We start from the raw sequence: 24068 nt of genomic DNA on the forward strand, positions 1-24068 counted from the left end.
ACGCCGCAGGAGCTGACCAGCGCAGACGGCAACATCGTCTGGTCTGCCCATTACCAGGCCTACGGAAAAATCACCCGGTTGGATGTAGGCACAGTCGACAACCCACTGCGCTTTCAGGGGCAGTATTTCGACCGGGAAAGCGGGCTGCATTACAACCGGCATCGCTACTACAATCCGGATAACGGACGCTACCTGACCCCCGACCCGGTGAAGTTGGCGGGTGGGGTGAACGGGTATTTGTATGTGCCTAACCCTACGGGGTGGGTGGATCCGTTGGGGTTGAATGCGTGTCCGGGTGGGGATGGGTGTAAGCCAAGCACTGATATTGGGGATCCAGCAAAAAAGAAGGCCAACGCAGGAACACCCTCGGTTCCAGTCATATCAAACACTACCCCAGAAATGGGCTACCACAAGGAAACCTATGCGAGTAAACCGGTAAAACCTGAAGAAGCCACTCTAAAATGGGGTGAGTTTTTAGGTGATGGCCCCTATACAAACATTCATCCAAGAACTGGAAAACCCGACCCCGACAGGTTAGTTTCTGCAGATGGTACAAGAAGCATTCGTTATGGGGCTCACGAAATGAATAGCAAACCGACCAAGCATCACTATCATGAAGAAACCTGGACTTTAGAACTAAAAAACAAAACCATGAACGTCGACAACTCAGTCATCAGAGTACCACCACAGAAGAAATAAAATGATTGTAAAAATACTAAGCGTATTTACTCATCGCGATAAACCTTATGTTAATTATGAGACGTCTGCCGGATGTGGTGTAGCCACGTGGATAGGCCCGACACCGAAAGTCGGCGAGCATATTGATGTCGAATTCGATCTGAGTGATATTTTTTGTTGGAAAGACAACATTACCCAATCACCCCAACATGAGGAAAAAATAGAGATCATAGACAGCACCACTTACATAACTGCAGAACTTATCTTAAGAAGTGATGATAACTGCGCAGCCCTACGCATTGGATCTTCAATAATCCTTATAGACCTGAAAGAAAAGCCCGACCATGCTCCAAAGTATGTAAACTTAAAAACAACAAACATTTCACTTTACCCAACAAATATCTAGAAAGTAGCTATTTGCTTAAAATTCAATACACCAAGTATCGACAGCCTTATCCAGAGCCTGCATACAGAAACAAAAGGGGGCAGATCTATTTAATCGCCCGCAATCGCAACGAGGCTGCAATAGCGGCATTTCGGACAATACCAATACTGGCACCGCCGCCATCGCAGCCTCGCTGGGGCTCGACAGCTCCCACCTTTGATCTTTACTACCTTGAGCAATGTGTTTGAATTATATTTCCCAGTGTTCAAATACCTTGAAAAAGCTGAAATTCAGGACGAGGCAGAGGCCGTGATGGATAAATCCATAATTGTTATTGGTGGAGAGTCGGCCGAGGAAATGACCTGCATGACTCGCATTGACGAACACATCGTCGCAATATCGGGCAAAGTACGTCCCACCGTTCTCTATATCTCCACAGCCAATGGCGATGACCGCCTGAAAATTTCCGACTTCATCACCAAATATGAAAGCATCGGTTGCACCGTCATCTGCTTGACGTTTTTCATTCCGCCGTTTCCCGACGCTGGCCATATTGCGTCGCTGTTTGAACAGGCCGATATCATTTATGTAGCAGGCGGGAATACGCGCGCGATGTTAGCTATCTGGCGCGATTTTGGTGTAGTGGGGTTGCTAAGGAAGGCATGGGAAGGTGGCAAGGTGCTTTGCGGTGTCAGTGCTGGAGCCATTTGCTGGTTCGACTACGGCCACTCCGACTCTGGAGGAGCCTTCGCCCTGATCGACGGCCTGGGCTTACTTCCCGGAGCGTTGTGTCCGCACTTCAGCTCAGAGGCAGGAAGAGCAGAGTCATTTGCTGAGCTTGTGAAACTCAAGGGTGTGCACCCTGCTTACGCAGTTGACGATGGGGTCGCCTTGCATTTCAAGAATAACCAGCACCATGAAACGATCCGTAATAACGCAAAAAGTAGCGCTTACGAAGTCAGTCCGGCACCGCCTTATCTGAGGTTGTTAACTGAGTAGAGGCCAGTTTGCAGGCGTGAAAGTGATACCTTCTTGATCCCACTTGATAAAAAAGGAGTTTTACCGCCGATGAGGATCAAATGTTCCGTCTTTATCGCAGCAAGCATTGACGGTTTTATTGCCCGGCCAGATGGGGATATTGAGTGGTTGCACCGACCGGAATATGACAGCTCGGGCTTGAACGGCATCACGTATGAACGCTTCATCGCAACGGTTGACGGGTTGGTCATGGGGCGTAAAACCCTGGAAAAAGTACTGTCCTTTCCAGAGTGGCCTTACGAGGGCACGCCGGTCATAGCGCTTTCTCACAAGACCTTGGAGATTCCGGCGCATCTACAGGGCAAGGTGGAGGTCTTGGCAGCCGACGTGAGCACACTCGTCGAGCAACTGGCCGAGCGCGGCATGAAGCATCTTTATATCGATGGCGGCCAGACCATTCAGGCATTTCTTGAAGCTGGTCTGCTCAATGAGTTGATCATCACCCGTATTCCGATTCTGCTAGGTCAGGGGATTCCGTTGTTCAGTCAAGTCGGGCATGAATGTGAGCTTCGCCACATCGATACCTGGGCCTCGGACAATGGGTTTGTCCAAAGCCGGTATGCGATCGAGCAGCGTTGAATCGCAAAACCTCCACACACAAAAACGCCCCGAACCAGTCGGGGCGTTTTTTATTCAGCTTGAAACAATCAGCCGTCAGTCAGCCAACCGCCACGTCGTCCCGCCCTTCCCATCTTCCAACACCACGCCCATGGCGGTGAGTTGGTCGCGGATGCGGTCGGATTCTGTCCAGTCCTTGTTGGCACGGGCATTCAAGCGGGCTTGGATCAGCGCGTCGACTTCGGCTGCGTCCACACGCCCTTCGGCGCCGGCTTGCAGGAAGTCGTCGGCTTCCATTTGCAGCACGCCCAGCACGCTGGCCAGTTCTTTCAAACGGGCCGCCAAACCTGCCGCTGCATCCAGATCGCTCTCGCGCAGGCGGTTGATCTCGCGGACCATTTCGAACAGCACGGCGCAGGCTTCCGGGGTGCCGAAGTCGTCGTTCATCACGGTGGTGAAGCGCTCGACAAATGCCTCGCCACCGGCCGGCGCAACAACCGGCAGGCCTTTCAACGCATGGTAGAAACGTTCCAGGGCGCCCTTGGCGTCCTTGAGGTTGTCTTCCGAGTAGTTAATGGCGCTGCGGTAATGGCTCGATACCAGCAGGTAACGCACAACTTCCGGGTGGTACTTTTCCAGCACGTCGCGGATGGTGAAGAAGTTGTTCAAGGACTTGGACATCTTCTCGCCATTGATGCGAATCATGCCGCAATGCATCCACGCGTTGGCGTAGGTCTTGCCGGTGGCCGCTTCGCTTTGGGCGATTTCGTTTTCGTGGTGCGGGAACTCAAGGTCGCTGCCGCCGCCATGAATGTCGAAGGTCTCGCCCAGGCAGCAGGTGGACATCACCGAGCATTCGATGTGCCAGCCCGGACGCCCGGCGCCCCACGGCGACTCCCAGCTCGGCTCGCCGGGCTTGGTGCCTTTCCACAGCACAAAGTCCAGCGGGTCTTGCTTGGCTTCGTCCACTTCGATGCGCGCACCGATGCGCAGGTCTTCGATTTTCTTGCGCGACAGCTTGCCGTAGCCCATGAACTTGGCGACGCGGTAGTACACGTCGCCATTGCCCGGGGCGTAGGCGTAGCCCTTGTCGATCAAGGTCTGGATCATCGCGTGCATGCCAGGGATGTGGTCCGTGGCACGCGGCTCCATGTCCGGCTTGAGGATGTTCAGGCGCGCCTCGTCCTCGTGCATGGCAGCAATCATGCGCTCGGTCAGCGCGTCGAACGACTCGCCGTTTTCATTGGCGCGATTGATGATCTTGTCGTCGATGTCGGTGATGTTGCGCACGTACGTCAAGTCGTAGCCGCTGAAACGCAACCAGCGGGTCACCAGGTCGAAGGCAACCATGCTGCGGCCGTGGCCGATGTGGCAGTAGTCGTACACGGTCATGCCGCACACGTACATGCGCACCTTGTTGCCATCCAGCGGCTTGAAGACTTCTTTGGTCTTACTGAGCGTGTTGTAGATCGTTAGCACGATGTTTCCCTTAAGACTTGATCACTGGCCCCACGAATCACGCAAGGTCACGGTACGGTTGAATACCGGCTGACCAGGTTTCGAGTCCTTGATATCTGCGCAGAAGTAGCCTTCGCGCTCGAACTGGAAACGGTCTTCCGGCTGTGCGTCGCCAAGCGATGGCTCGGCACGACAACCCGTAAGTACTTGCAGGGAGTCAGGATTGATGTTGTCCAGGAAGCTGGCGCTGTCTTCGGCCTTCTCAGGGTTGGCCGAGCGGAACAGGCGATCGTACAGGCGTACTTCGCACTCGACGCTGGCAGCCGCTGGAACCCAGTGCACCACGCCTTTGACCTTGCGGCCTTCCGGGTTCTTGCCCAGGGTATCCGGATCGTAGGAGCAACGCAGTTCGACGATGTTGCCATCGGCGTCTTTGATGGCTTCGTCGGCACGGATCACGTAACTGCCGCGCAGGCGCACTTCGCCGTTGGGCTCAAGGCGCTTGTAGCCCTTTGGCGGCTCTTCCATGAAGTCATCGCGATCGATGTAGATTTCACGGGCGAACGGCAGCTTGCGCACGCCCAGCTCTTCTTTCTGCGGATGACGCGGCAGTTCGAGGTTCTCGACCTGGCCTTCCGGATAGTTGGTGATCACGACTTTCAACGGACGCAGCACGCACATGGCGCGCGGGGCGTTCGCGTCGAGGTCCTGGCGGATGCTGAATTCCAGCATGCCGTAGTCGACTACGCCGTCGGAGCGGTTGGTACCGACCATCTCGCAGAAATTGCGGATCGAAGCCGGGGTGTAACCGCGACGGCGGAAGCCCGACAGGGTCGACATGCGTGGGTCGTCCCAGCCGAACACGTGCTTTTCATCGACCAGTTGCTTGAGCTTGCGCTTGCTGGTGATGGTGTAGTTCAGGTTCAGGCGGCTGAATTCGTACTGACGCGGATGCGCCGGTACTGGCAGGCTGTCGAGGAACCATTCATACAGCGGGCGATGGCTTTCGAACTCCAGGGTGCAGATGGAATGCGTAATGCCTTCGATGGCGTCCGACTGACCGTGGGTGAAATCGTAGTTGGGGTAGATGCACCACTTGTCACCGGTCTGGTGGTGGTGGGCATGGCGGATGCGGTACATGATCGGGTCGCGCAGGTTCATGTTCGGCGAGGCCATGTCGATCTTGGCGCGCAGTACGCGGGCGCCGTCCGGGAACTCGCCGTCGCGCATGCGGGTGAACCAGTCCAGGTTCTCTTCTACCGAACGGTCGCGGAACGGGCTGTTCTTGCCCGGCTCGGTCAGGGTGCCACGGTATTCCTTGGCCTGCTCCGGGGTCAGGTCGTCGACATAGGCCTTGCCGGCCTTGATCAGCTCCACCGCCCAGTCAAACAACTGGTCGAAGTACTTGGAGGCGTAGCGCACTTCACCGGACCATTCAAAGCCCAGCCACTTGATGTCGCTTTCGATGGCGTCGATGTATTCCTGGTCTTCCTTGGCCGGGTTGGTGTCGTCGAAACGCAGGTGCGTGACGCCACCGAACTCCTGGGCCAGGCCGAAGTTCACACAGATCGACTTGGCGTGGCCGATGTGCAGGTAACCGTTGGGCTCAGGCGGGAAACGGGTGACGATCTGCGTGTGCTTGCCCGAATCCAGGTCCGCCTGGATGATCGGGCGCAGGAAATTGACCGGGACGGCAGGTCCGGCCTTGGAATTCGAGGTAGGGTCGACAGTGGGCTTGCTCATAGGATCCTTGAACAGACAGGTACGTGGCCGGGTCAGGCCAGACAAACAAAGGGCTTATCATAGCCGATGCTGTCAAGCACCTGACAGGGCATGGCCAAAAACTGCTGCATTTATTGCATGGGCGGTAAAAAACCACCTCGAAATTCCTGCAGGGCACGCTAAACTGCGCGCCTTGGCAGCGTTTTGCCAGACAGGTGCAGGCGTGTAACGCGCCAGAACCCACGAATTCCTTGAAAGAGTAGTGAACATGACTCAAGTCAAACTGACCACCAACCACGGTGACATCGTCATCGAACTGAACGCCGAGAAAGCGCCGCTCACCGTCGCCAACTTCATCGAATACGTTAAAGCCGGCCACTACGAAAACACCGTTTTCCACCGTGTCATCGGCAACTTCATGATCCAGGGCGGCGGTTTCGAGCCGGGCATGAAAGAAAAGAAAGACAAGCGCCCAAGCATCCAGAACGAAGCGGACAACGGTCTTGCCAACGACAAGTACACCGTCGCCATGGCCCGTACCATGGAGCCGCATTCGGCCTCCGCGCAGTTCTTCATCAACGTGGCTGACAACGGTTTCCTCAACCACAGCGCCAAGACCGTACAGGGTTGGGGCTACGCGGTATTCGGTAAAGTCACCGAAGGCACCGACGTCGTGGACAAGATCAAGGGTGTTTCCACCACCATGAAAGGCGGTCACCAGGACGTACCAGCAGAAGACGTGATCATCGAGAAAGCCGAGATCATTGCGTGATATTGCTGATTTCAGACTTGCATCTGGAAGAGGAGCGCCCGGATATTACCCGGGCGTTTCTGGATTTACTCCACGACCGCGCCCGTGGCGCGCAAGCGTTGTACATCCTGGGGGACTTTTTCGAAGCCTGGATTGGCGACGATGGCATGACCCCGTTCCAGCGTTCGATTTGCTCCGCTCTACGTGAGCTGAGCGACAGTGGCACCCAACTATTTTTGATGCATGGCAACCGGGACTTCCTGATCGGCAAGGCGTTCTGCAAAGCAGCAGGCGCCACCTTGCTCAAGGACCCCAGCGTCGTGCAGATGTATGGCGAACCCGTGCTGTTGATGCACGGCGACAGCCTGTGTACCCGCGACCTCGGCTATATGAAGCTGCGGCGCATCCTGCGTAACCCCGTCGTGCTGTTTATCCTGCGTCACCTGCCCTTGCGTACCCGCCATAAACTGGCGCGCAAGCTGCGCAGTGAAAGCCGGGCGCAGACGCGCATGAAGGCCAACGATATTGTCGATGTGACGCCCGAGGAAGTACCACAGGTGATGCAGGCCTTCGGCGTGCGCACCCTGGTCCACGGCCACACCCACCGCCCGGCCATTCACAAATTGCAGATTGGCGAGCAGGCGGCCAAGCGCATTGTGCTGGGGGATTGGGACAAGCAGGGTTGGGCGTTGCAGGTGGATGAGCAAGGGTTTCAATTGGCGGCGTTTGACTTCGTCAACCCGCAGTTGGCGTTGCCTGGCGCCTGACTTACAAACAACGCGAAGCAAATGTGGGAGCGGGCTTGCTCGCGAATGCGGTGGATCAGTCACCTAAGATGTCGACTGACACACCGCATTCGCGAGCAAGCCCGCTCCCACATTTTTCACTGCGTGCGCTGCAAGATCAGTGACCTGACGCCGCCGGACCAGCCTTCGCGGCAAACGGCGGTTTGGCCAGCCACACCAGCAGGATCAAGCCCATGAACATCCACCCCAGCAACGTGAAATAGTCCACGGTGGACATCATGTATGCCTGGCTGGTGAGCACCTGATCGAGCTGCGCATAGGCCTTGTGGCCCGCGCCGCCCAGGGTGTTCAGCGCATCGCGGGTGGCCGAGTCGTACACACTCATGCTCTCGCTCATGTAGGCATGATGCTGGTCAGCCCGGCGAATCCAGATCCAGGTGGTCAACGATGCCGCAAAGCTGCCGCCCAGGGTCCGCAGGAAGGTCGCCAGGCCCGCACCGTCGGCGATCTGGTGCGGCGGCAGGTCAGACATCAGGATGCTCAAGGTCGGCATAAAGAACAGCGCCACACCGATGCCCATGAACAGCTGCACCAGGGCGATATGCTGGAAGTCCACTTCATTGGTGAAGCCGGCGCGCATAAAGCAGCTCAGGCCAATCGCCAGGAATGCCAGGCCGGCCAGCAGCCGCAAATCGAACTTGTGTGCGTACTTGCCGACAAAGGGCGACATCAGCACCGGCAGGATGCCGATCGGCGCCACGGCCAAACCGGCCCAGGTGGCGGTGTAGCCCATCTGCGTCTGCAGCCATTGCGGCAGGATCAGGTTGATCCCGAAGAACCCGGCGTAGCCCAGCACCAGCACAATGGTGCCGATGCGAAAATTGCGGTGGGCAAACAGGCGTAGGTTGACCACCGGATGTTTGTCGGTCATTTCCCAGATCACGAACACCGCCAGGGCGATCACCGAGATGGCCGCGCCGATGATGATGAAATTGGATTCGAACCAGTCCAGGTCATTGCCCTTGTCGAGGATGATCTGCAAGGCACCGACCCCAACGATCAGGCTCAACAGGCCGACATAATCCATCGGCTGATGGCTGGTCACCACCGGCCGCTTCTTGAGCTGCGAACGCACCACCATCACCGCGAAGATCCCGATGGGCACGTTGATAAAGAAGATCCACGGCCAGCTGTAGCTGTCGGTGATCCAGCCGCCAAGAATGGGACCTGCAATCGGCGCGACCACCGTGACCATCGCCAGCAATGCCAGGGCCATGCCGCGCCTGGCAGGTGGATAGACCGCGATCAGCAGTGTCTGCGTCATTGGGTATAACGGCCCCGCCACCAGACCTTGCAGCACCCGAAAACCGATCAGCTCGGGCATCGAGGTGGAGATACCACACAGGAACGAAGCCAGCACAAACAGGATGGTGGCCCACAAAAACAGCTTCACCTCGCCAAAGCGCCGGCTCAACCAGCCGGTCAATGGCAGCGCAATGGCATTGCTCACGGCGAATGAGGTGATGACCCAGGTGCCCTGCTCCGAACTCACCCCCAGGTTGCCGGAAATGGTCGGCAGCGCCACGTTGGCGATGGTGGTGTCGAGCACCTGCATAAAGGTCGCCAGGGACAGGCCAATGGTGGCCATCAGCAAGCTGGGCGGCGTGAAGGAGGCGTTATTGCTCATCAGCGTTGTGCTGCCTTGGGCGCGGCCACGCTGTTGTCATGGATCAACTGGGTGATCATCGCGTCGGCCTCGGCCAACTGGCGGTCGTACACATTGGTGCTGAACGAAGCCTTTTGCGGCGGTTGCTGCGCCAGCACCGGGCCGCTCTGGTCACGCAGGTTGACTTCAACCTGGGTCGACAAACCCACCCGCAGCGGGTGCTGGGCCAACTCCTGGGCATTGATATGGATGCGCACCGGCACCCGTTGCACAATCTTGATCCAGTTACCCGTGGCGTTCTGCGCCGGCAGCAGGGCAAATGCGCTGCCGGTACCGGCGCCGAGGCTGTCGACGGTGCCGCTGTATTTCACATCACTGCCGTAGATATCGGCCTCGATGTCCACCGGCTGGCCAATGCGCATCTGGCGCAACTGGGTTTCCTTGAAGTTGGCGTCGATCCACAGTTGGTCCAGGGGAATCACCGCCATCAATGCAGTCCCCGGCTCGACTCGCTGGCCCAGTTGCACGGTTCGCTTGGCCACGTAGCCGGTGACCGGTGCGATCAGGGTGCTGCGCGCATTGGTCAGGTAGGCCTGGCGCAACTGCGCGGCAGCGGCCTGCACATCCGGGTGGGACGAGATCACCGTGTCATCCACCAGCGCGGTGGAGGTATTGAGTTGCTGTTGCAGGTTGGCCAGCGAGTTGCTCGCCGCGCTCAGGGCGTCACGGGCGTGGGACAGTTCTTCCAGGGAAATCGCGCCACCCTGTGCGAGGATTCTGCGGCGGTTGAAGTTGTCCTGGGCCGTTTGCACTTGGGCTTTTTGTGCCTGGACCTGGGCTTTCATGCCATCCACATTGCTGTACAGGCCACGCACCTGGCGGACCGTGCGCGCCAGGTTGGCCTGGGCACTTTGCAAGCCGACGGCCGCGTCGTTGGGATCGAAGTTGATCAACACCTGACCTTCGTGAACCAGGTCGCCATCATCGGCGCCAATGCTGACCACGGTGCCGGTGACCAACGGGGTGATTTCCACCACGTTGCCATTGACGTAGGCATCATCGGTGCTTTCGCTCCAACGGCCATACAGCTCGTGCCAGCCCCAGACGCCCACGACGCAGAGCACGACGATCAGCGCCAGGCCCAGCAACATGATCTTGCGTTTGCGCGGGTTGCTGTCGTCGGATTGGGAGGGTGCGGTGTTGTTTGCTTGGGCAGTAGCCATGACAAATACCTTGCGTTATTCAGCGCGCGTGACTGGCGTGTTCATTGAATCCCGACCCGTTGCAGGGTGATGGGGTCACCCGCGGCGATCAGAATTTTCTTCAGGATGTATTCCAGGGTCTGCAATTCCCCCGGTTCCAGCACGCCGGCCAACTGGTTCAGGGCCTGGGCGCCGATCTGCGGCAACATATCCGCCAGGCGCTGGCCTTCTGCGGTCAGCACAAGCTGCACCTGGCGCCGGTCCTGCTCGGAACGCTTGCGTGCCAGCAGGTGTTTTTGCTCCAGGCGGTCGAGCATGCGGGTCATCGAGCCGCTGTCCAGGGACAGGTTGCGGCATAGCTCCGCCGGGGTGTCGACGCCGAACTGGGCCATGATGATCAACACCTTGAACTGCGCGGCGGTGATGCCGTGGGGTTCCATATGGGTGTCGATGATGCGGTCCTTGAGAATCGCAGCACGCCCCAGCAACAGGCCGAGATGACAGTTGTGGAAGTTTTCCGGGGTGAAGTGTTTCATCGAAAGTCACCTTATTACTGCCTAGGCAGTGAATATGTGACCAAATATTACTGCCTAGGCAGCGAATGTCAAATAAATAGTTAGGTTGCTTGGTAATCAGGCGATGATTGGAGCCATGGGAAGGTTCTGAATCCACGACAAAACAAATGTGGGAGCTGGCTTGCCTGCGATTGCGGTGTGTCAGCCACTAGAAATAGTGACTGAACCACTGCTATCGCAGGCAAGCCAGCTCCCACAATTTGGTTGACGTTTAAACGTCAGAAATCCCGTTTGTAGAAGATATCCAGGGAGCTGGCCACGCCGCTGGCCACTTCCAGATACACCCGCTTGCTCAGCAGGTAGCGCAAGGCGATGGTGCTGGCCGGTTCGAACACCCCCACGCCGTAACGCAAGCTGAGCTTCTCGGTGATCTTGCCGCTGGCCACCACGGCCGTATTGTTGCCGCTGCCCTGGGTGTCCAGTTCAAAGTCCTGGATCCCCAGGTTCTTGGCAATGTCCGACGTCACCCCGGCACTGCCCATCAACCCCAGGCCTAGCGCCGCTTGCGCCAGCATGTTGTTGTCTTCACCGGTGGTGCTCAACGGACGTCCCAGCACCAGGTAGGACAGCGCCTGCTCCTGGCTCATGGCCGGTTCCGAGAAGATTTGCGTGGTGGGTTGCTCGGCGCTGCCGCTCAGGCGGATACCAGCGATTACGTCGTCGGTCTTGCGGATGGCTTCGATATCCAGGTACGGCTGGTCGAGCGGCCCGGCGAACAGCAGGCGCGCACGCCGTACATCGAGTCTCTGGCCGTAGGCACGGTAACGGCCGTCGTTGAGCCAGAGCTCGCCACGGGTGTCCATGTTATCGCCGATATGCACCCGGCCCTGGACCTTGGCCGTGAGGCCGAAGCCGGCAAAGTTGAGCTGGTCCTCGCCCACCACCACGTTGATATCCATGGCCATGGCCATCGGCGGCTTGCCCTCTTCGGTCTGGCTGCCAACGATCACCGTGTCATCCGAGACCTTGACCGTCGAAGGCGGCAGTTCGCGCACGGTGATATCGCCGCGCGGGATATGGACATTGCCGGCAATCGCCAACTTGTCGTCCTTGAGGGTGATCTTCAAGTCGGGCGCCACTTCGAGCTTGGCGTAGGGTTCGACCGTAACCGGTAACTGCGAACCTTGCAGACTGAGGTCAACAACCAGGGCTCGACCCCAGTCGATCTGGCCCTTGAGGCTGCCCTGCCCGGCCTTGCCACTGCGCCAACCACCGTTGAGCTGTACGCTTTCACCGGCAATCAGTGCCTGGACGTTCAGGCCTTCTAGGCTGATCGGCAGTTCAGGCCCGGAAATTTCGCCGGCGATCAGGTTGATGTTGCCGTTGACCTGAGGTGCCAGCAGCCCGCCGGAAATACGTCCACTGCCGTTGAGCTTGCCGCTGAGTTTTTCCACCATCGGCACAAACGGTCGCGCTACCGCCAGGTCCAGACCGGTGAGGCTGAAATTGCCGGAGATCGGCTTGTTTTTCGCCAATGGGTTGAGCTGTGCCTGCAACAACAACTCACCGAGCTTGCCGCCGCGGAAATTCAGCTGGGTATCGATGCGCGTAGGGTTGAGTGTGGTTTCCAACTTGAGAGTGTCGTAGGGGAAATCCAGCCACTGGTCCTTGTCCTTGACCCGCAGCGTGCCGCCACTGGCATCCACCGCGATCAGGCCTTTGGGGCCGCTGGCCGGCAGGTCGAGCTGGATATCGGCGTTGAGCTTGCCCTGCCAGGCAAAATCCTTGGGCAGCCATTGCGCCAGGCTGTCGATGGGGAATTGCTTGAGGTGGTAGCGCAGCTTGGGATCGGGCATCAGCCGCTGGTCTTCGCCACACAGGCTGGCGGGCCCCGAGACCCAGCAATGGGCGGCGAAGGTCAGCTTGCCGTCGGCCATGCGCTCGATTTTTGCCGGGGCCTGCAGTTTCCAGTCCTGGCCACCGGCCTGTACGTCACCACTGGCCAGGCGTCCGCGCCAGTTGCCTTTGTCGAGCGTGCCGTCCAAGGCCAGGGCCAGCTTGACCAGAGGGCCCATCAGGTCCAGTTGGACTTTCTGGCTTTTGATATCACCCTGGGCGCTGGCGGTCAGGGTGCCGAGCTGGGTGTCACCGGCCTGAATCCCGCTGCCCTTGAGATCGATCTTCGCCCGTTGTGCGCTATCAAGTGTCGCGTCCAGGCTTAGGGCTTGCAGGCGATTGTCTTCAAACACCAACTGCTGGCCCTTGAGGTCGAGCTTGCCTTGGGGGGCCTTTAAAGTGCCGGCCACATCGAGCCGGCCATTGATCTGCCCACGCAATTGCGGCCACAGCTGGGCCAGGCGTGCGAGCTTGATATCGATCTGCCCAGCCAGGCGCTGTTGCAGGCTGCCACTGCCGTTGATGCGGTTGTCACCCAGGCGGATATCCAGGTTGGCCAGGGTCCATTGCTCACCCGCGCCTTCGGCCTTGGCCGCCAGCACGGCGGGCTGGCCGCGTAAACGGCCCTTCAGATCAAGGTCAGCGTTGAGCTTGAGTTGATCGTTTTTCATTTCACCCTGGCTGCGCAGCGGACCGGCGAGCGTGCCCGGCAGTTCCGCGACCCAGTACGCCGGGTTGATCGCCGACAGGTCCAGCGCCGTATCCCAGGCGATGCCATCGGCAAATTGCAGGTTCAGGTGGCCTTCTGCCTTGCCTTGGCCGGCAACCAGTTTCAGTTCTGGCAGGAACACTTGGGTCAGGTCGCCACTCAATGGCGTGACCAGGCTGAACTTGCCGGCCGGCCCATCGAGGTCGGCCTTGAGATTGCCCAGGTAGTTGCCGTCCTTGTAGGAGACTTCGCCATTGAAGGTACGCAACACCACTTGCGGCTCGTCAATCAGCGGATAGAGGCGATGCCAGGGGAAGTCCAGCCAGTCGATTTTTGCATCCGCGCTGAAGCCTTGCTGCCAATCCAGTTGGGCACTGAGCTTGAGGCTCTGCTTGTCCCCGGCAGTCAGGTCAAGGCCAGCGATCTGCGCACCCTTGGCGTCGACCCGGCCTTGCAGCAACAGGTCAACCGGGCCCTTTTCTGCGGGTAATACGGCCTTGCCCAGCAGTTGATAGCCCTTGCCCAAGTCGCCCTTGGCCGTCAGGTCCAGTTGGTTGAGCTGCAAGGTGTCCGGCAAGTCGGCGGCGGGCTTGAAGCCATCGGCGGTGATCTGCAGTTGCGCCGGCAGGTTCTCGACCAGGGGTTGCAGTTCGCCCTTGAGCTTCGCGGGCAGGTATCCCGTGCTATCAGCGTCGAGCTTGAGGGTCTTGAGCAAATCACCCGTGACGTTCAGCGCCACGGCCCATGGCGCGCCACCCGGGGCGTAGGGCAGGCTCAGGTTACCGGTCGCCGTCAGCGGCCAGTCACCGGTGGGTTGCAACATACCGCTGAGGTCCAGCACCAGGCCGTCGCGCTGCAGGTGCACCGCGTCGATCTTCATCCCCTCGGCGGTCCAGTGCGCCGCCAGTTGCAGGCCCTGGAGTTCTTCGCTGCCGTTGAACAGCAGGCTGCCTACACGCACGTCGCCCAGTTCGATGGCCACGGGCAGGTTCAAGTCTGGGAGGGTAATCGGGCCGCTGCTTTCTTCGGTGCTGGCCGGGAATTGCAGGCTGACCTGCTCCACGTCCAGTTGCCGGATGCACAACGTCATGCGCAGCAAGCACGCCGGCGACCAATCGAATTTCGGCGCCTTGAGCTCCACGCGGCTGCTGTCTTGTTGCCACAGCAGATGGTCGGCGCTCCATTGCCCGCCCAGGCGGCCCTGGAAATTGTCCACGCTCAACCCCGGCACTTGGCCGAGGGCCCAGCGACTGCCGACTTGCGTACCCAGTACGCTCCATACCGCCAGGGGCACCAAGGCGACGAGCGCCACTGCACTCAGACCCGCTATTTTCAAACCACGCTTCACAGCTCAGGCCCCATGGAAAAGTGCAAACGAATACCGCCCGGATCTTCCAGGGCATGGGCCAGGTCAAGGCGAATCGGGCCGACCGGCGACACCCAGCGCACGCCGACGCCAACCCCGGTTTTCAGGCTCGGCAATTCAAGGGTGTTAAAGGAGTTGCCCTGATCGACAAAGGTCGCGATCCGCCATTTTTCGGCGATGGAATATTGATACTCTGCGCTCAAGGCCACCATATAGCGGCCACCGATACGGTCGCCCTTGTTGTTTTCCGGGGACAGCGTCTGGTACTCGTAGCCACGTACGCTCTGGTCGCCACCGGCAAAAAAGCGCAGGGACGGCGGCACCGACTTGTAGCCGTTGGTGGCGCTGCCGCCAAACTGCGCGCGGCCGAGGAAGCGGTGCTTGTCCCACACCGTGGTCAAGCCCTTGATCATCGCGGTGCCGTACAGCAAGTTGGTGTCCGAGCCCAGCCCTTCCTTGGCCACCTTGGTATCGAATTGCAGGCGATAGCCGTTATGGGGGTCGATGCGGTTGTCGCTGCGCAGGTAGGAATAGCTGATTCCCGGCATCAGCAAATTGCTCAAGCCAGAGTCATCCCCCAGGCGATATTCTTCGCGCTGCAACTTGAGCGAGATCACCCGTGTCCAGCCGCTGGGCAACTTGGTGTGCCATTCCGGGCCGAGGGTGAGCAGTTTGCTCAGGGTGTCGGTGTTGGCCAGTTCTTCGTTCTGGTAGCCGCCGGCAAAGCGCAGCTTGTCGGTCAATGGCGGGTCGAGGGGAATGTCGTACCACAGGCCGACGTTCTGCCGGGGCGCCGACAGTTCCGCCTCCCAGCCATAGCTGTGCCCCTGGGGGTTGACCCAATGCCGCGTCCAGTTGGCCTTACCGCGCGGGCCGACGTCGGTGGAAAAACCCAGGCCCAGGCCCATGGTCCGCGGTTTGCGGGTTTGCAACTGCACCGCCACCGGGATCACATCATTGGCCGCTGCGGCCGGGGCGGCATCCACCCGCACACCCTCGAAATAACCGCTCGATTGCAGGGCCTGGTTCAGCTCGGCAATCAGTTCGGAATCGTAGGGAGCGCCGCTCTTGAACGGCACCATGCGTTGCAACAGTTCTTCATCAAAGGGGGTATCGCCGGCAAAGTTGACCTTGCCGAGGGCGTAGCGCGGGCCGCTGTCGTAGACCAGTTCGATATCGGCCACGCCCGCCTGGGGATCGACGGACAGTTTCTGCTGGGTAAAACGGCCACTGAAATAGCCGAACCGCGAGGCCTGATTCTGGATCAGGCGCTTGGCGTCTTCGTAATGACCATGGTTGAGTACGGCGCCGGACTTGAGGTCTTGGCTGTCGGGTACACGAAAGGATTTGAGCTGCGCCGCCGGGCCGTCCACCCGAATCGTGACATTACGCAGGTGCACAGGCTCGCCGGGGTCGATGCTGAGGATCAGGCGCGGGTTCTTGCCGGCCTTTACCTCACTGGCAATCTGCGGCTGATAAAAGCCCAATGCCTGGGCGGCCTTGCGCGCCTGCTCCTCGGCACCGCGACTGAAGCGCAGCAAGGCCTCCTCATCACGCTCGCCAACCCCGCCGATATAGCCTTCGATATTGGCCTTCAGCGCATCGTTTGAAGGCTTGACCCGTACGTCCAATTCGCTTTGCGCCAAGGCGCCGCAGCTTGTGAACAGCAGAATCAAGCCGCTGGTAAATCTATTGGAAAACTTCATAGGCGCGGATGCTACACGAGCTGGGGAGCACCTTAGAACCGGGAATTGTCTGAATAATTCTGTGTTAAGGCGTTGCAGGTTGTAACACTTGGGGATTCGGGTGAAAAAACACATGCTCCAGGATGGGGCCTACAGCCACCTCCCCCACCTCCTCATAGCCCTGGCGTTTGTAGAACTCCAGGTAGAGCGGATTGCCGGTGTCCAGCACCACTCCTTGTGAATGCGGGTCTTCGGCACACCAGTTATGCACGGCTTCCAGCAGTTGTTCACCGTAATGCTTGCCCTGGAATTGCGGGTGAATCCCCAACAGCGGCAACACATGTACCGCCTCGGACGGCAGGCACGCCAACACCGCCTGATGGTATTCGAGGTAACGCCGGGTACACCTCAAACCAGTGCTCAGCCACATGCGCAATTGCCAGGCCCAGCTTTCGGTGATGCCCAGACGCCGTTGCGGGGGAGCAATCAGGGCGATGCCGATCAGCCGGTCATTGACCAGCAGGCCAATCGCCGGCAGTTCCTGGAGAAAGTGCTGTTTGACCAGCTCACGCACGGTAGCCCTGACCCGCTGCTCATAACCGGAACGTTCAGCTTCAAACAGATAGGCGAAGGTCGGCTCATGACGATAGGCGTGGTACAGCAACGAGCGGGCTTCGCGGGAATAGCCGCTATCGAGCAAGTGGACCTGGGCATTGGCGGTGCAAGTGTCGGGCATCAGTTGTATCTCCCTGGGCGCAACTCAAAAGGTCACGCTCTTATTGTTACGAGCCTGGGGCAACTGAGTCGTTCCGTGCCATTGGCTCCTTGAGAGACATTAGCAGTGCATCTGTCCTACCGCCACGCTGGCCCCCGTCCGACTTGTCGGCTAGCATCGCCCTTTTGCCAGACTGGACTGCCGACCATGAAAATCGTCTCCTTCAATATCAACGGGCTGCGTGCCCGGCCTCACCAGTTGGCGGCCCTGATCGACAAACATCAACCGGACGTGATCGGCCTGCAGGAAACCAAGGTCCACGACGACCAGTTCCCGCTGGCTGAAGTCCAGGCCCTGGGGTATCACGTGTACTACCACGGGCAGAAAGGCCACTACGGTGTCGCCCTGCTCTCGCGCCAGGAGCCACTGGCCCTGCACAAGGGTTTTGCCAGCGACGAAGAGGATGCCCAGCGCCGTTTTATCTGGGGCACCTTTGCCGATGAACACGGCAACCCGATCACCATCATGAACGGCTATTTCCCACAGGGTGAAAGCCGCGATCACCCCACCAAGTTCCCAGCCAAGCAGCGCTTCTACGAAGACCTGCAACAGTTGCTGGAAACCCAGTTCAGCAATGACCAGGCATTGGTGGTGATGGGCGATGTGAACATTTCGCCCGAAGATTGCGACATCGGCATCGGTGCCGACAACGCCAAGCGCTGGCTGAAGACCGGCAAATGCAGCTTCCTACCGGAAGAACGCGAATGGATGGCACGCCTGAAGAACTGGGGCCTGACCGACAGCTTCCGGCACCTGAACCCGGATGTGGCGGATCGCTTCAGTTGGTTCGATTACCGTAGTCGGGGTTTTGAAGACGAGCCCAAGCGCGGCCTGCGGATTGACCTGATCATGGCCTCCAATGGCCTGTTGCCACGGGTCAAGGATGCGGGCGTGGACTACGAACTGCGCGGCCTGGAAAAGCCGTCGGACCATGCGCCGATCTGGCTTGAACTGAGCTGAGTTTTGCGGCAACACCGTCAAAAAGTGTGGGAGCGGGCTTGCTCGCGAAAGCGGTGAATCAGTCGCTGGATGTGTTGAATGACACACCGTATTCGCGAGCAAGCCCGCTCCCACACAAGCCGCTCCCACATTGGGTTCAGTTGGCCCTCAGTCATATTCTGGCAACCTTACTGACTTAATCTGCCCGCACTTCCTTTGGCTTGAGAAGGTGGCGGCATGATGCTGCGCGTTCTGTACCTGCTGGTTCTCTGTAGCACGTTCCCTCTTGCGGCCCTGGCAACGCCCCTACCCTTTCCCGAACAAGGTCCGGCATTGCGCATCCAGGGCTCCAACACCATTGGCGCGGCGCTGGGCCCGGCGCTGGTCAAGGGCTTGATGGAGCAACAGGGCCTGAAGGCCGTACACAGTGAACCGACGAAACGCCCCAATGAGCAGCGCCTCGTCGGCACGAGCACCCAAGGCAAACGGGTCCTGGTAGAAATCGCCGCCCACGGTTCCAGCACCGGCTTTGCCGCGCTGAAAAAGGCCGAGGCCGATCTGGCGGCCGCATCGCGCCCGATCAAGGACCGCGAGTTGGTGGATCTCGAACCTCTGGGCGACCTGAAAAGCCCCGGCGCCGCACAGGTGATCGCCATCGATGGCCTGGCGATCATCCTGCATCCACGTAACCCCTTGCAGACCTTGACGACCGAACAACTGGCGAGGATTTTCAGTGGCGAGGTCAGCACCTGGGAAGCCTTGGGCGGCGCCGGCGGGACGATACGGTTGTATGCCCGCGATGATCAATCCGGAACCTACGACACCTTCAAGGAGCTGGTGCTCAACCGTCGCGGCAAAACCCTCGACAGCGCGGCCAAACGCTTTGAGTCCAGCGAGCAATTGTCCGATGCGGTGAGCCACGACCCGCAGGGTATTGGCTTCATCGGTCTGCCTTATGTGCGCCAGGCCAAGGCCGTGGCCATCAGTGATGGTGATTCCCAAGCGATGTTGCCGGCGAACAGCCTGATCGCCACCGAGGACTACCCACTGTCACGGCGCTTGTTTTTCTACCTGCCGCCCGCTAACACCAATCCCTGGGCCGAGGCGCTGGTGGACTTTGCCCAGAGCGCCCAGGGCCAGGCCATCGTTGCCGCCAACGGGTTTATCGCCCAACAGGTCCAGGCCATCAGCGTGCAGCCACGGCCACCGATGCCGGACGCCTACCAGGCCATCGCTCGCGAGGCACAACGCCTGAGCGTGAATTTTCGCTTCGAAGAAGGCAGCGCCAGCCTGGACAACAAGGCACGCCAGGACCTGGCGCGGGTGGTGGCTTATATAAACAGCCACGACAAACGGGACAAGCGGGTCACGCTGGTGGGGTTTGGTGACGCCAAGGATGACCCGCAGCGCGCTGCCCTGTTGTCGAAGTTGCGGGCGATGGCGGTGCGCCGGGAACTGGTCAAGAGTGGCGTGGTGTTACGCGATATCCGCGGCTTTGGCGCCGAGATGCCGGTGGCGGCGAATACCGTGGATGAGGGCCGGATCAAGAATCGCCGGGTGGAGGTCTGGGTTTATTGAAACCTGCAGACGGGGGTTGGCGGGCCCACCGCTATCGCGGGCAAGCCCGCTCCTACACTGAATGTGGGAGCGGACTCGCCCGCGATAAGGCCGGCGTGGTGTTACTGACCACTGCGCATCAGCTCTTTAGGCACATATTTGCCAATCTCAAACTTGCCAATCGCCGCCCGATGCACTTCGTCCGGGCCGTCGGCCAGGCGCAGGGTGCGCTGCATGGCGTACATATAGGCCAGCGGAAAGTCATTGGATACCCCGGCACCGCCGTGGATCTGGATCGCCCGATCAATCACCTTCAGGGCCACGTTTGGCGCAACGACCTTGATCTGGGCAATTTCACTTTTCGCCACTTTGTTGCCGACCGTGTCCATCATGTACGCCGCTTTCAAGGTGAGCAGGCGTGCCATGTCGATTTCCATCCGCGAGTCGGCGATCTTGTCGATGTTGCCACCCAGGCGTGCCAGCGGTTTGCCAAAGGCGGTGCGGCTGACCGAGCGTTTGCACATCAATTCCAGGGCGCGTTCAGCCATGCCAATGGAGCGCATGCAGTGGTGGATCCGGCCCGGGCCAAGGCGACCCTGGGCAATTTCAAAGCCACGGCCTTCACCCAGCAGCACGTTTTCGTACGGTACGCGTACGTTGTCGAACAGCACCTCGGCATGCCCGTGGGGCGCGTCGTCGTAGCCGAACACCGGCAGTGGCCGGACGATTTTCACGCCGGGCGCATCCACCGGTACCAGGATCATCGAGTGCTGCTGGTGGCGCGGCGCATCCGGGTTGCTCAGGCCCATGAAGATGAGGATCTTGCAACGCGGGTCGCACGCGCCGGAGGTCCACCACTTCTTGCCGTTGATGACCCATTCGTCACCCTGGCGTTCGGCGCGGGCGGCCATATTGGTGGCGTCGGAGGACGCCACATCCGGTTCGGTCATGGCGAACGCCGAGCGGATCTCGCCGCGCAGCAGCGGCTCCAGCCAGCACTGTTTCTGCTCTTCGTTGGCATAGCGCACCAGCACTTCCATATTGCCGGTGTCGGGTGCCGAGCAATTGAACGGCTCCGGGCCAAGCAGGGAGCGACCCATGATTTCTGCGAGCGGCGCGTATTCCAGGTTGGTCAGGCCGGCGCCCAGCTCGGACTCCGGCAGGAACAGGTTCCACAAGCCTTCGGCCTTAGCCTTGGCCTTGAGCTCTTCCATGATGGCGGTGGGCTGCCAGCGATCACCTTCGCTGACCTGGCGTTCAAACACCGGCTCGGCTGGGTAAACGTAAGCATCCATAAACGCGGTGACGCGTTCACGCAGTTCCTGAACCTTGGGCGAATAGGCAAAATCCATGAGCAGCTCCCTTCTTTGAGAGGTTGTTTAGGTCATGCAATCGATGCTAGAACAGCGCTGATAATTTACCTAGCCTATTCTCGGCGTGTATTAACATTCATCACCGATATATGATCGGCGTATGAACACCTAACAAGAAGAGCGCAGCGAAATGAATCTGAGCAAGGTCGACCTCAATCTTTTCATCGTCTTTGACGCGATCTACACCGAAGCCAACCTGACCCGCGCCGGGCAGATCGTCGGCATTACCCAGCCGGCGGTATCAAACGCCCTGGCGCGCCTGCGCGAGACCTTCAACGACCCGCTGTTCGTGCGGACTGCCCAGGGCATGGTGCCGACCCCCATGGCCCAGAACATCATCGGCCCGGTGCGCAACGCCCTGTCGCTGTTGCGGGTGTCGGTGCAGGAAAGCCGGATCTTCAACCCCTTGCAGGCGGCCAAGACCTACCGCATCAGCATGACCGACCTCACTGAAGCGGTGATCCTGCCGCCGCTGTTCCAGCGCCTGCGCCGCCTGGCACCCACGGTGATCATCGAAAGCTTCCTGTCCAAGCGCCGTGAAACCACCAAGGAGCTGGCCGCCGGCCGCCTGGATTTTGCGGTGGACGCGCCCCTGAACACCGACCCGCAAGTGCGCCACGTCAAGCTCATGGAAGACCGCTATGTGTGTGCCATGCGCAAGGGCCACCCGATGGCGGGCAAGGAAAAGTTCAGCCTGGATGACTACCTCTCGCTGACCCATATTCATATTTCCAGCCGACGCAATGGCCTGGGCCACGTTGACCTGGCCCTGGGCAAGATGGGGATCCAGCGCAAGATCGCCCTGCGTTCGCAGCATTACCTGATGGCCTCCCAGGTATTGCAGCAGACCGATATGGTGATGACCGTGCCCGAGCGCTTTGCCAGGCGTAACGACCTGCACTCGTTCTACCTGCCGGTCAATGATGTGCCGCCAGTGGAAACCCACCTGTACTGGCATGAAAGCACCGACCAGGACCCGGCCAACCGCTGGATGCGCGAGCAGATGATCGAACTGTGCCAGCAGGTCACGGCGCGTGAGAAGAAGTTGGATAACGCTTAGGTGGCGATTCGCTTGACGTTTACGTCAAGCAGCCATTAGCGTAGCGCCAAGACCCTCCTTGAGCGCCACCATGAGCACGACCTACAGCATCTCCGACCTGGCCCGCGAGTTGGACATCACCACCCGGGCCATTCGCTTCTATGAAGAACAAGGCCTCCTGAGCCCCGAACGCCGAGGCCAGGAGCGTATCTATTCGCCCCGGGACAAAGTCAGCCTGAAGCTGATCCTGCGCGGCAAGCGCATCGGCTTTTCCCTGGCCGAATGCCGCGAGCTGATCGAACTCTACGACCCCACCAGCGGCAATCAAAAGCAATTGCACAGCATGCTGGCGAAGATCAGCGAACGCCGTGAACAGTTGGAACAACAGTTGCTGGACATCGAACAGATGAAGCTGGAACTGGACACCGCCGAAGAACGTTGCACCCAGGCCCTGGAACAGACGATCCAGAGCCAGGTCGGCCAACCCCAATAAAAAGGTAGATCCCATGTCTCTCCCCTCCCATGTGCGCCTGGTCGAAGTCGGCCCGCGCGACGGTCTGCAAAACGAAGCACAGCCCATCAGCGTGGCCGACAAGGTGCAACTGGTCGATGCCCTCAGTGCGGCAGGCCTGGGTTACATCGAAGTCGGCAGTTTTGTCTCGCCCAAGTGGGTGCCGCAAATGGCCGGCTCAGCCGAGGTGTTTGCGCAGATCCAGCGCAAGCCGGGCGTGATCTACGGCGCGCTGGCGCCGAACCTGCGCGGGTTCGAGGACGCGCTGGCGGCCGGGGTCAAGGAGGTTGCGGTGTTTGCAGCGGCGTCGGAGGCGTTTTCCCAACGCAATATCAATTGCTCCATCAGCGAGAGCCTGGAGCGCTTCGCGCCGATCATGGCGGCGGCGCAGCAACATGGCGTGAGTGTGCGCGGCTATGTATCCTGCGTGCTGGGTTGCCCTTACGAGGGCCAGGTGGCGCCGGAACAAGTGGCCGCCGTGGCCCGAGAGTTGTATGCCATGGGCTGCTACGAGGTGTCTTTGGGCGACACCATCGGCACCGGCACCGCCGGCGCCACACGCCGTATGTTTGAGGTGGTGGGCAAGGATGTGCCACGGGCAAAGCTCGCCGGGCATTTCCATGACACCTACGGGCAGGCCATCGCCAACCTGTATGCCAGCCTGCTGGAAGGTATCGCGGTGTTCGACAGCTCTATCGCCGGCCTCGGCGGCTGCCCCTACGCCAAGGGCGCCAGCGGTAACGTGGCCACTGAGGATGTGCTGTACCTGCTAAATGGCCTGGGCATCGAGACCGGTATCGACATGGACAAGCTGGTGGCGGCGGGCCAGCAGATCTGTACGGTCCTCGGCCGCCCCACCGGCTCACGCGTGGCCAGGGCCCGTAGCGCCAGTTGAGTAGCGTACCCGTGACGATGTGTTACCTCACGGCTACACATCGGGTAACACGGGAACATATTTTGTCGCATTCTCTGAAGTAAATTTCCTACCAAAAAAACAAGTCATTGATTTTAAAGGACTTTTAAAAGTTGGCACGGCTTCTGCTATCTCTATGGCATAACAAGAATAAAAAGCGCCAAACCTAATAAAAATAAGACGTACCGACTCTGACATAACAAAAACAACACGGCAGAGACGCAGCTAACAGATTTTTTTGGAGAAGATGTGCTTCGCAGGGTACGGCGCAAGCCGCCACTCGCAACCGGGCAGAGAACAATAAAACTACCCCAAGGTAGCTACCCACTGGTTGGATCGCGTACGAAGAAGCAGATCAGCGCTCAAAAAAATACGTTTGCTCTTGACCCCGGATGGGGGTCGCCAAAACAGCGGTAAGGGCCACGGTTGCCAAAAACAACAATAGACCGCCCCTCAATAATAAAAAAAGAGCACGTAACAACAAATTAAAGGGGAGCTTCGGCTCCCCTTTGTGCTGTCTGGGTGAAATGAATTTTGTGAATCACCCTCTATCCCCTGTGGGAGCGGGCTTGCTCGCGAAAGCGGT

Annotated in this window: 20 protein-coding genes; 11 read left to right on the top strand and 9 right to left on the bottom strand. The window is 59.3% G+C overall.

Annotation, left to right across the window (positions count from 1 at the left end):
* The 4 genes from HBO09_RS25685 to HBO09_RS25700 form a co-directional block, all read left to right on the top strand.
* The coding region (locus HBO09_RS25685; protein ID WP_178120454.1) for an RHS repeat-associated core domain-containing protein at positions 1-699 on the top strand (699 nt) is incomplete at its 5' end.
* A gap of 1 nt (position 700) precedes the next feature.
* Positions 701-1084 carry a hypothetical protein gene (locus HBO09_RS25690; RefSeq protein WP_169999159.1) on the top strand — a complete coding sequence of 128 codons (384 nt, stop codon included), beginning with the start codon at positions 701-703 and terminating at the stop codon, positions 1082-1084.
* Positions 1085-1303: 219 nt separating this feature from the next.
* Entirely contained in the window at positions 1304-2062 is a 759-nt protein-coding gene (locus tag HBO09_RS25695; protein WP_346266445.1) for a peptidase E, read from the top strand.
* A 69-nt stretch (positions 2063-2131) separates the two neighbouring features.
* Complete coding sequence (locus HBO09_RS25700) at positions 2132-2680, top strand: dihydrofolate reductase family protein (protein WP_169999209.1); 549 nt, start codon at positions 2132-2134, stop codon at positions 2678-2680.
* Between the two features lie 75 nt (positions 2681-2755).
* On the opposite strand, the gene cysS is transcribed toward HBO09_RS25700, so the two are convergent.
* Together cysS and HBO09_RS25710 are read right to left on the bottom strand one after the other, a co-directional pair.
* Positions 2756-4138 carry a cysteine--tRNA ligase gene (cysS, locus tag HBO09_RS25705; protein ID WP_169999160.1) on the bottom strand — a complete coding sequence of 461 codons (1383 nt, stop codon included), beginning with the start codon at positions 4136-4138 and terminating at the stop codon, positions 2756-2758.
* A gap of 21 nt (positions 4139-4159) precedes the next feature.
* Positions 4160-5860, bottom strand: a complete 1701-nt coding sequence (locus HBO09_RS25710; RefSeq protein WP_169999161.1) for a glutamine--tRNA ligase/YqeY domain fusion protein — start codon at positions 5858-5860, stop codon at positions 4160-4162.
* A 247-nt stretch (positions 5861-6107) separates the two neighbouring features.
* On the opposite strand from HBO09_RS25710, the gene HBO09_RS25715 reads away from it, so the two are divergent.
* Both HBO09_RS25715 and lpxH read left to right on the top strand, forming a co-directional pair.
* Positions 6108-6611 (top strand): peptidylprolyl isomerase, encoded by a 504-nt coding sequence (locus HBO09_RS25715; RefSeq protein ID WP_169999162.1) that lies wholly within the window; start codon positions 6108-6110, stop codon positions 6609-6611.
* Positions 6608-7357 (top strand): UDP-2,3-diacylglucosamine diphosphatase, encoded by a 750-nt coding sequence (lpxH, locus tag HBO09_RS25720; protein ID WP_169999163.1) that lies wholly within the window; start codon positions 6608-6610, stop codon positions 7355-7357. The genes HBO09_RS25715 and lpxH overlap by 4 nt, the downstream gene beginning before the upstream one ends.
* A gap of 136 nt (positions 7358-7493) precedes the next feature.
* On the opposite strand, the gene HBO09_RS25725 is transcribed toward lpxH, so the two are convergent.
* From HBO09_RS25725 to HBO09_RS25750, 6 genes are all read right to left on the bottom strand, one after another.
* Complete coding sequence (locus HBO09_RS25725) at positions 7494-9023, bottom strand: DHA2 family efflux MFS transporter permease subunit (protein ID WP_169999164.1); 1530 nt, start codon at positions 9021-9023, stop codon at positions 7494-7496.
* A complete protein-coding gene (locus HBO09_RS25730) occupies positions 9023-10225 on the bottom strand; it encodes an HlyD family efflux transporter periplasmic adaptor subunit (protein WP_169999165.1) in 1203 nt (400 codons plus the stop codon). Before HBO09_RS25730 ends, HBO09_RS25725 begins: the two co-directional genes overlap by 1 nt.
* 41 nt (positions 10226-10266) lie before the next feature.
* Entirely contained in the window at positions 10267-10740 is a 474-nt protein-coding gene (locus HBO09_RS25735; RefSeq protein WP_169999166.1) for a MarR family transcriptional regulator, read from the bottom strand.
* 257 nt (positions 10741-10997) lie between these two features.
* Positions 10998-14672 (bottom strand): translocation/assembly module TamB domain-containing protein, encoded by a 3675-nt coding sequence (locus HBO09_RS25740; RefSeq protein WP_169999167.1) that lies wholly within the window; start codon positions 14670-14672, stop codon positions 10998-11000.
* Positions 14669-16396: an autotransporter assembly complex family protein gene (locus tag HBO09_RS25745; protein ID WP_169999168.1), complete on the bottom strand. Its 1728-nt coding sequence runs from the start codon at positions 16394-16396 to the stop codon at positions 14669-14671. Before HBO09_RS25745 ends, HBO09_RS25740 begins: the two co-directional genes overlap by 4 nt.
* A 64-nt stretch (positions 16397-16460) precedes the next feature.
* Positions 16461-17111, bottom strand: a complete 651-nt coding sequence (locus HBO09_RS25750) for a GNAT family N-acetyltransferase (protein ID WP_169999169.1) — start codon at positions 17109-17111, stop codon at positions 16461-16463.
* A 186-nt stretch (positions 17112-17297) separates the two neighbouring features.
* Between HBO09_RS25750 and xthA the strand changes: the two genes are divergently transcribed.
* Positions 17298-18110: an exodeoxyribonuclease III gene (xthA, locus tag HBO09_RS25755; protein ID WP_169866402.1), complete on the top strand. Its 813-nt coding sequence runs from the start codon at positions 17298-17300 to the stop codon at positions 18108-18110.
* A 216-nt stretch (positions 18111-18326) separates the two neighbouring features.
* Positions 18327-19667 (top strand): phosphate ABC transporter substrate-binding/OmpA family protein, encoded by a 1341-nt coding sequence (locus HBO09_RS25760; RefSeq protein WP_169999170.1) that lies wholly within the window; start codon positions 18327-18329, stop codon positions 19665-19667.
* A 101-nt stretch (positions 19668-19768) separates the two neighbouring features.
* Here HBO09_RS25760 and HBO09_RS25765 read toward each other — a convergent pair whose 3' ends face one another.
* Positions 19769-20998: an acyl-CoA dehydrogenase gene (locus HBO09_RS25765; RefSeq protein WP_169999171.1), complete on the bottom strand. Its 1230-nt coding sequence runs from the start codon at positions 20996-20998 to the stop codon at positions 19769-19771.
* 151 nt (positions 20999-21149) lie between these two features.
* Here HBO09_RS25765 and HBO09_RS25770 point away from each other — a divergent pair, with 151 nt between their 5' ends.
* The 3 genes from HBO09_RS25770 (at position 21150) to HBO09_RS25780 (ending at position 23464) form a co-directional block, all read left to right on the top strand.
* A complete protein-coding gene (locus tag HBO09_RS25770; RefSeq protein ID WP_169999172.1) occupies positions 21150-22079 on the top strand; it encodes a LysR family transcriptional regulator in 930 nt (309 codons plus the stop codon).
* Between the two features lie 70 nt (positions 22080-22149).
* Entirely contained in the window at positions 22150-22551 is a 402-nt protein-coding gene (locus HBO09_RS25775; RefSeq protein ID WP_029298346.1) for a MerR family DNA-binding transcriptional regulator, read from the top strand.
* Between the two features lie 13 nt (positions 22552-22564).
* Positions 22565-23464 carry a hydroxymethylglutaryl-CoA lyase gene (locus HBO09_RS25780; RefSeq protein ID WP_169999173.1) on the top strand — a complete coding sequence of 300 codons (900 nt, stop codon included), beginning with the start codon at positions 22565-22567 and terminating at the stop codon, positions 23462-23464.
* Positions 23465-24068: the final 604 nt, after the last annotated feature.

The organism is Pseudomonas sp. WS 5027 (genome assembly GCF_012985695.1).
Classification (GTDB): domain Bacteria; phylum Pseudomonadota; class Gammaproteobacteria; order Pseudomonadales; family Pseudomonadaceae; genus Aquipseudomonas; species Aquipseudomonas hygromyciniae.

What these genes read in the sequence shown, in the direction of transcription:
- HBO09_RS25690 (WP_169999159.1), top strand. Translation starts at nt 701, where the DNA reads ATGATTGTAAAAATACTAAGCGTATTTACTCATCGCGATAAACCTTAT.
- HBO09_RS25700 (WP_169999209.1), top strand. Translation starts at nt 2,132, where the DNA reads ATGAGGATCAAATGTTCCGTCTTTATCGCAGCAAGCATTGACGGTTTT.
- HBO09_RS25710 (WP_169999161.1), bottom strand. Translation starts at nt 5,860, where the DNA reads ATGAGCAAGCCCACTGTCGACCCTACCTCGAATTCCAAGGCCGGACCT.
- HBO09_RS25715 (WP_169999162.1), top strand. Translation starts at nt 6,108, where the DNA reads ATGACTCAAGTCAAACTGACCACCAACCACGGTGACATCGTCATCGAA.
- HBO09_RS25725 (WP_169999164.1), bottom strand. Translation starts at nt 9,023, where the DNA reads ATGAGCAATAACGCCTCCTTCACGCCGCCCAGCTTGCTGATGGCCACC.
- HBO09_RS25730 (WP_169999165.1), bottom strand. Translation starts at nt 10,225, where the DNA reads ATGGCTACTGCCCAAGCAAACAACACCGCACCCTCCCAATCCGACGAC.
- HBO09_RS25735 (WP_169999166.1), bottom strand. Translation starts at nt 10,740, where the DNA reads ATGAAACACTTCACCCCGGAAAACTTCCACAACTGTCATCTCGGCCTG.
- HBO09_RS25745 (WP_169999168.1), bottom strand. Translation starts at nt 16,396, where the DNA reads ATGAAGTTTTCCAATAGATTTACCAGCGGCTTGATTCTGCTGTTCACA.
- HBO09_RS25750 (WP_169999169.1), bottom strand. Translation starts at nt 17,111, where the DNA reads ATGCCCGACACTTGCACCGCCAATGCCCAGGTCCACTTGCTCGATAGC.
- xthA (WP_169866402.1), top strand. Translation starts at nt 17,298, where the DNA reads ATGAAAATCGTCTCCTTCAATATCAACGGGCTGCGTGCCCGGCCTCAC.
- HBO09_RS25760 (WP_169999170.1), top strand. Translation starts at nt 18,327, where the DNA reads ATGATGCTGCGCGTTCTGTACCTGCTGGTTCTCTGTAGCACGTTCCCT.
- HBO09_RS25765 (WP_169999171.1), bottom strand. Translation starts at nt 20,998, where the DNA reads ATGGATTTTGCCTATTCGCCCAAGGTTCAGGAACTGCGTGAACGCGTC.
- HBO09_RS25770 (WP_169999172.1), top strand. Translation starts at nt 21,150, where the DNA reads ATGAATCTGAGCAAGGTCGACCTCAATCTTTTCATCGTCTTTGACGCG.
- HBO09_RS25775 (WP_029298346.1), top strand. Translation starts at nt 22,150, where the DNA reads ATGAGCACGACCTACAGCATCTCCGACCTGGCCCGCGAGTTGGACATC.
- HBO09_RS25780 (WP_169999173.1), top strand. Translation starts at nt 22,565, where the DNA reads ATGTCTCTCCCCTCCCATGTGCGCCTGGTCGAAGTCGGCCCGCGCGAC.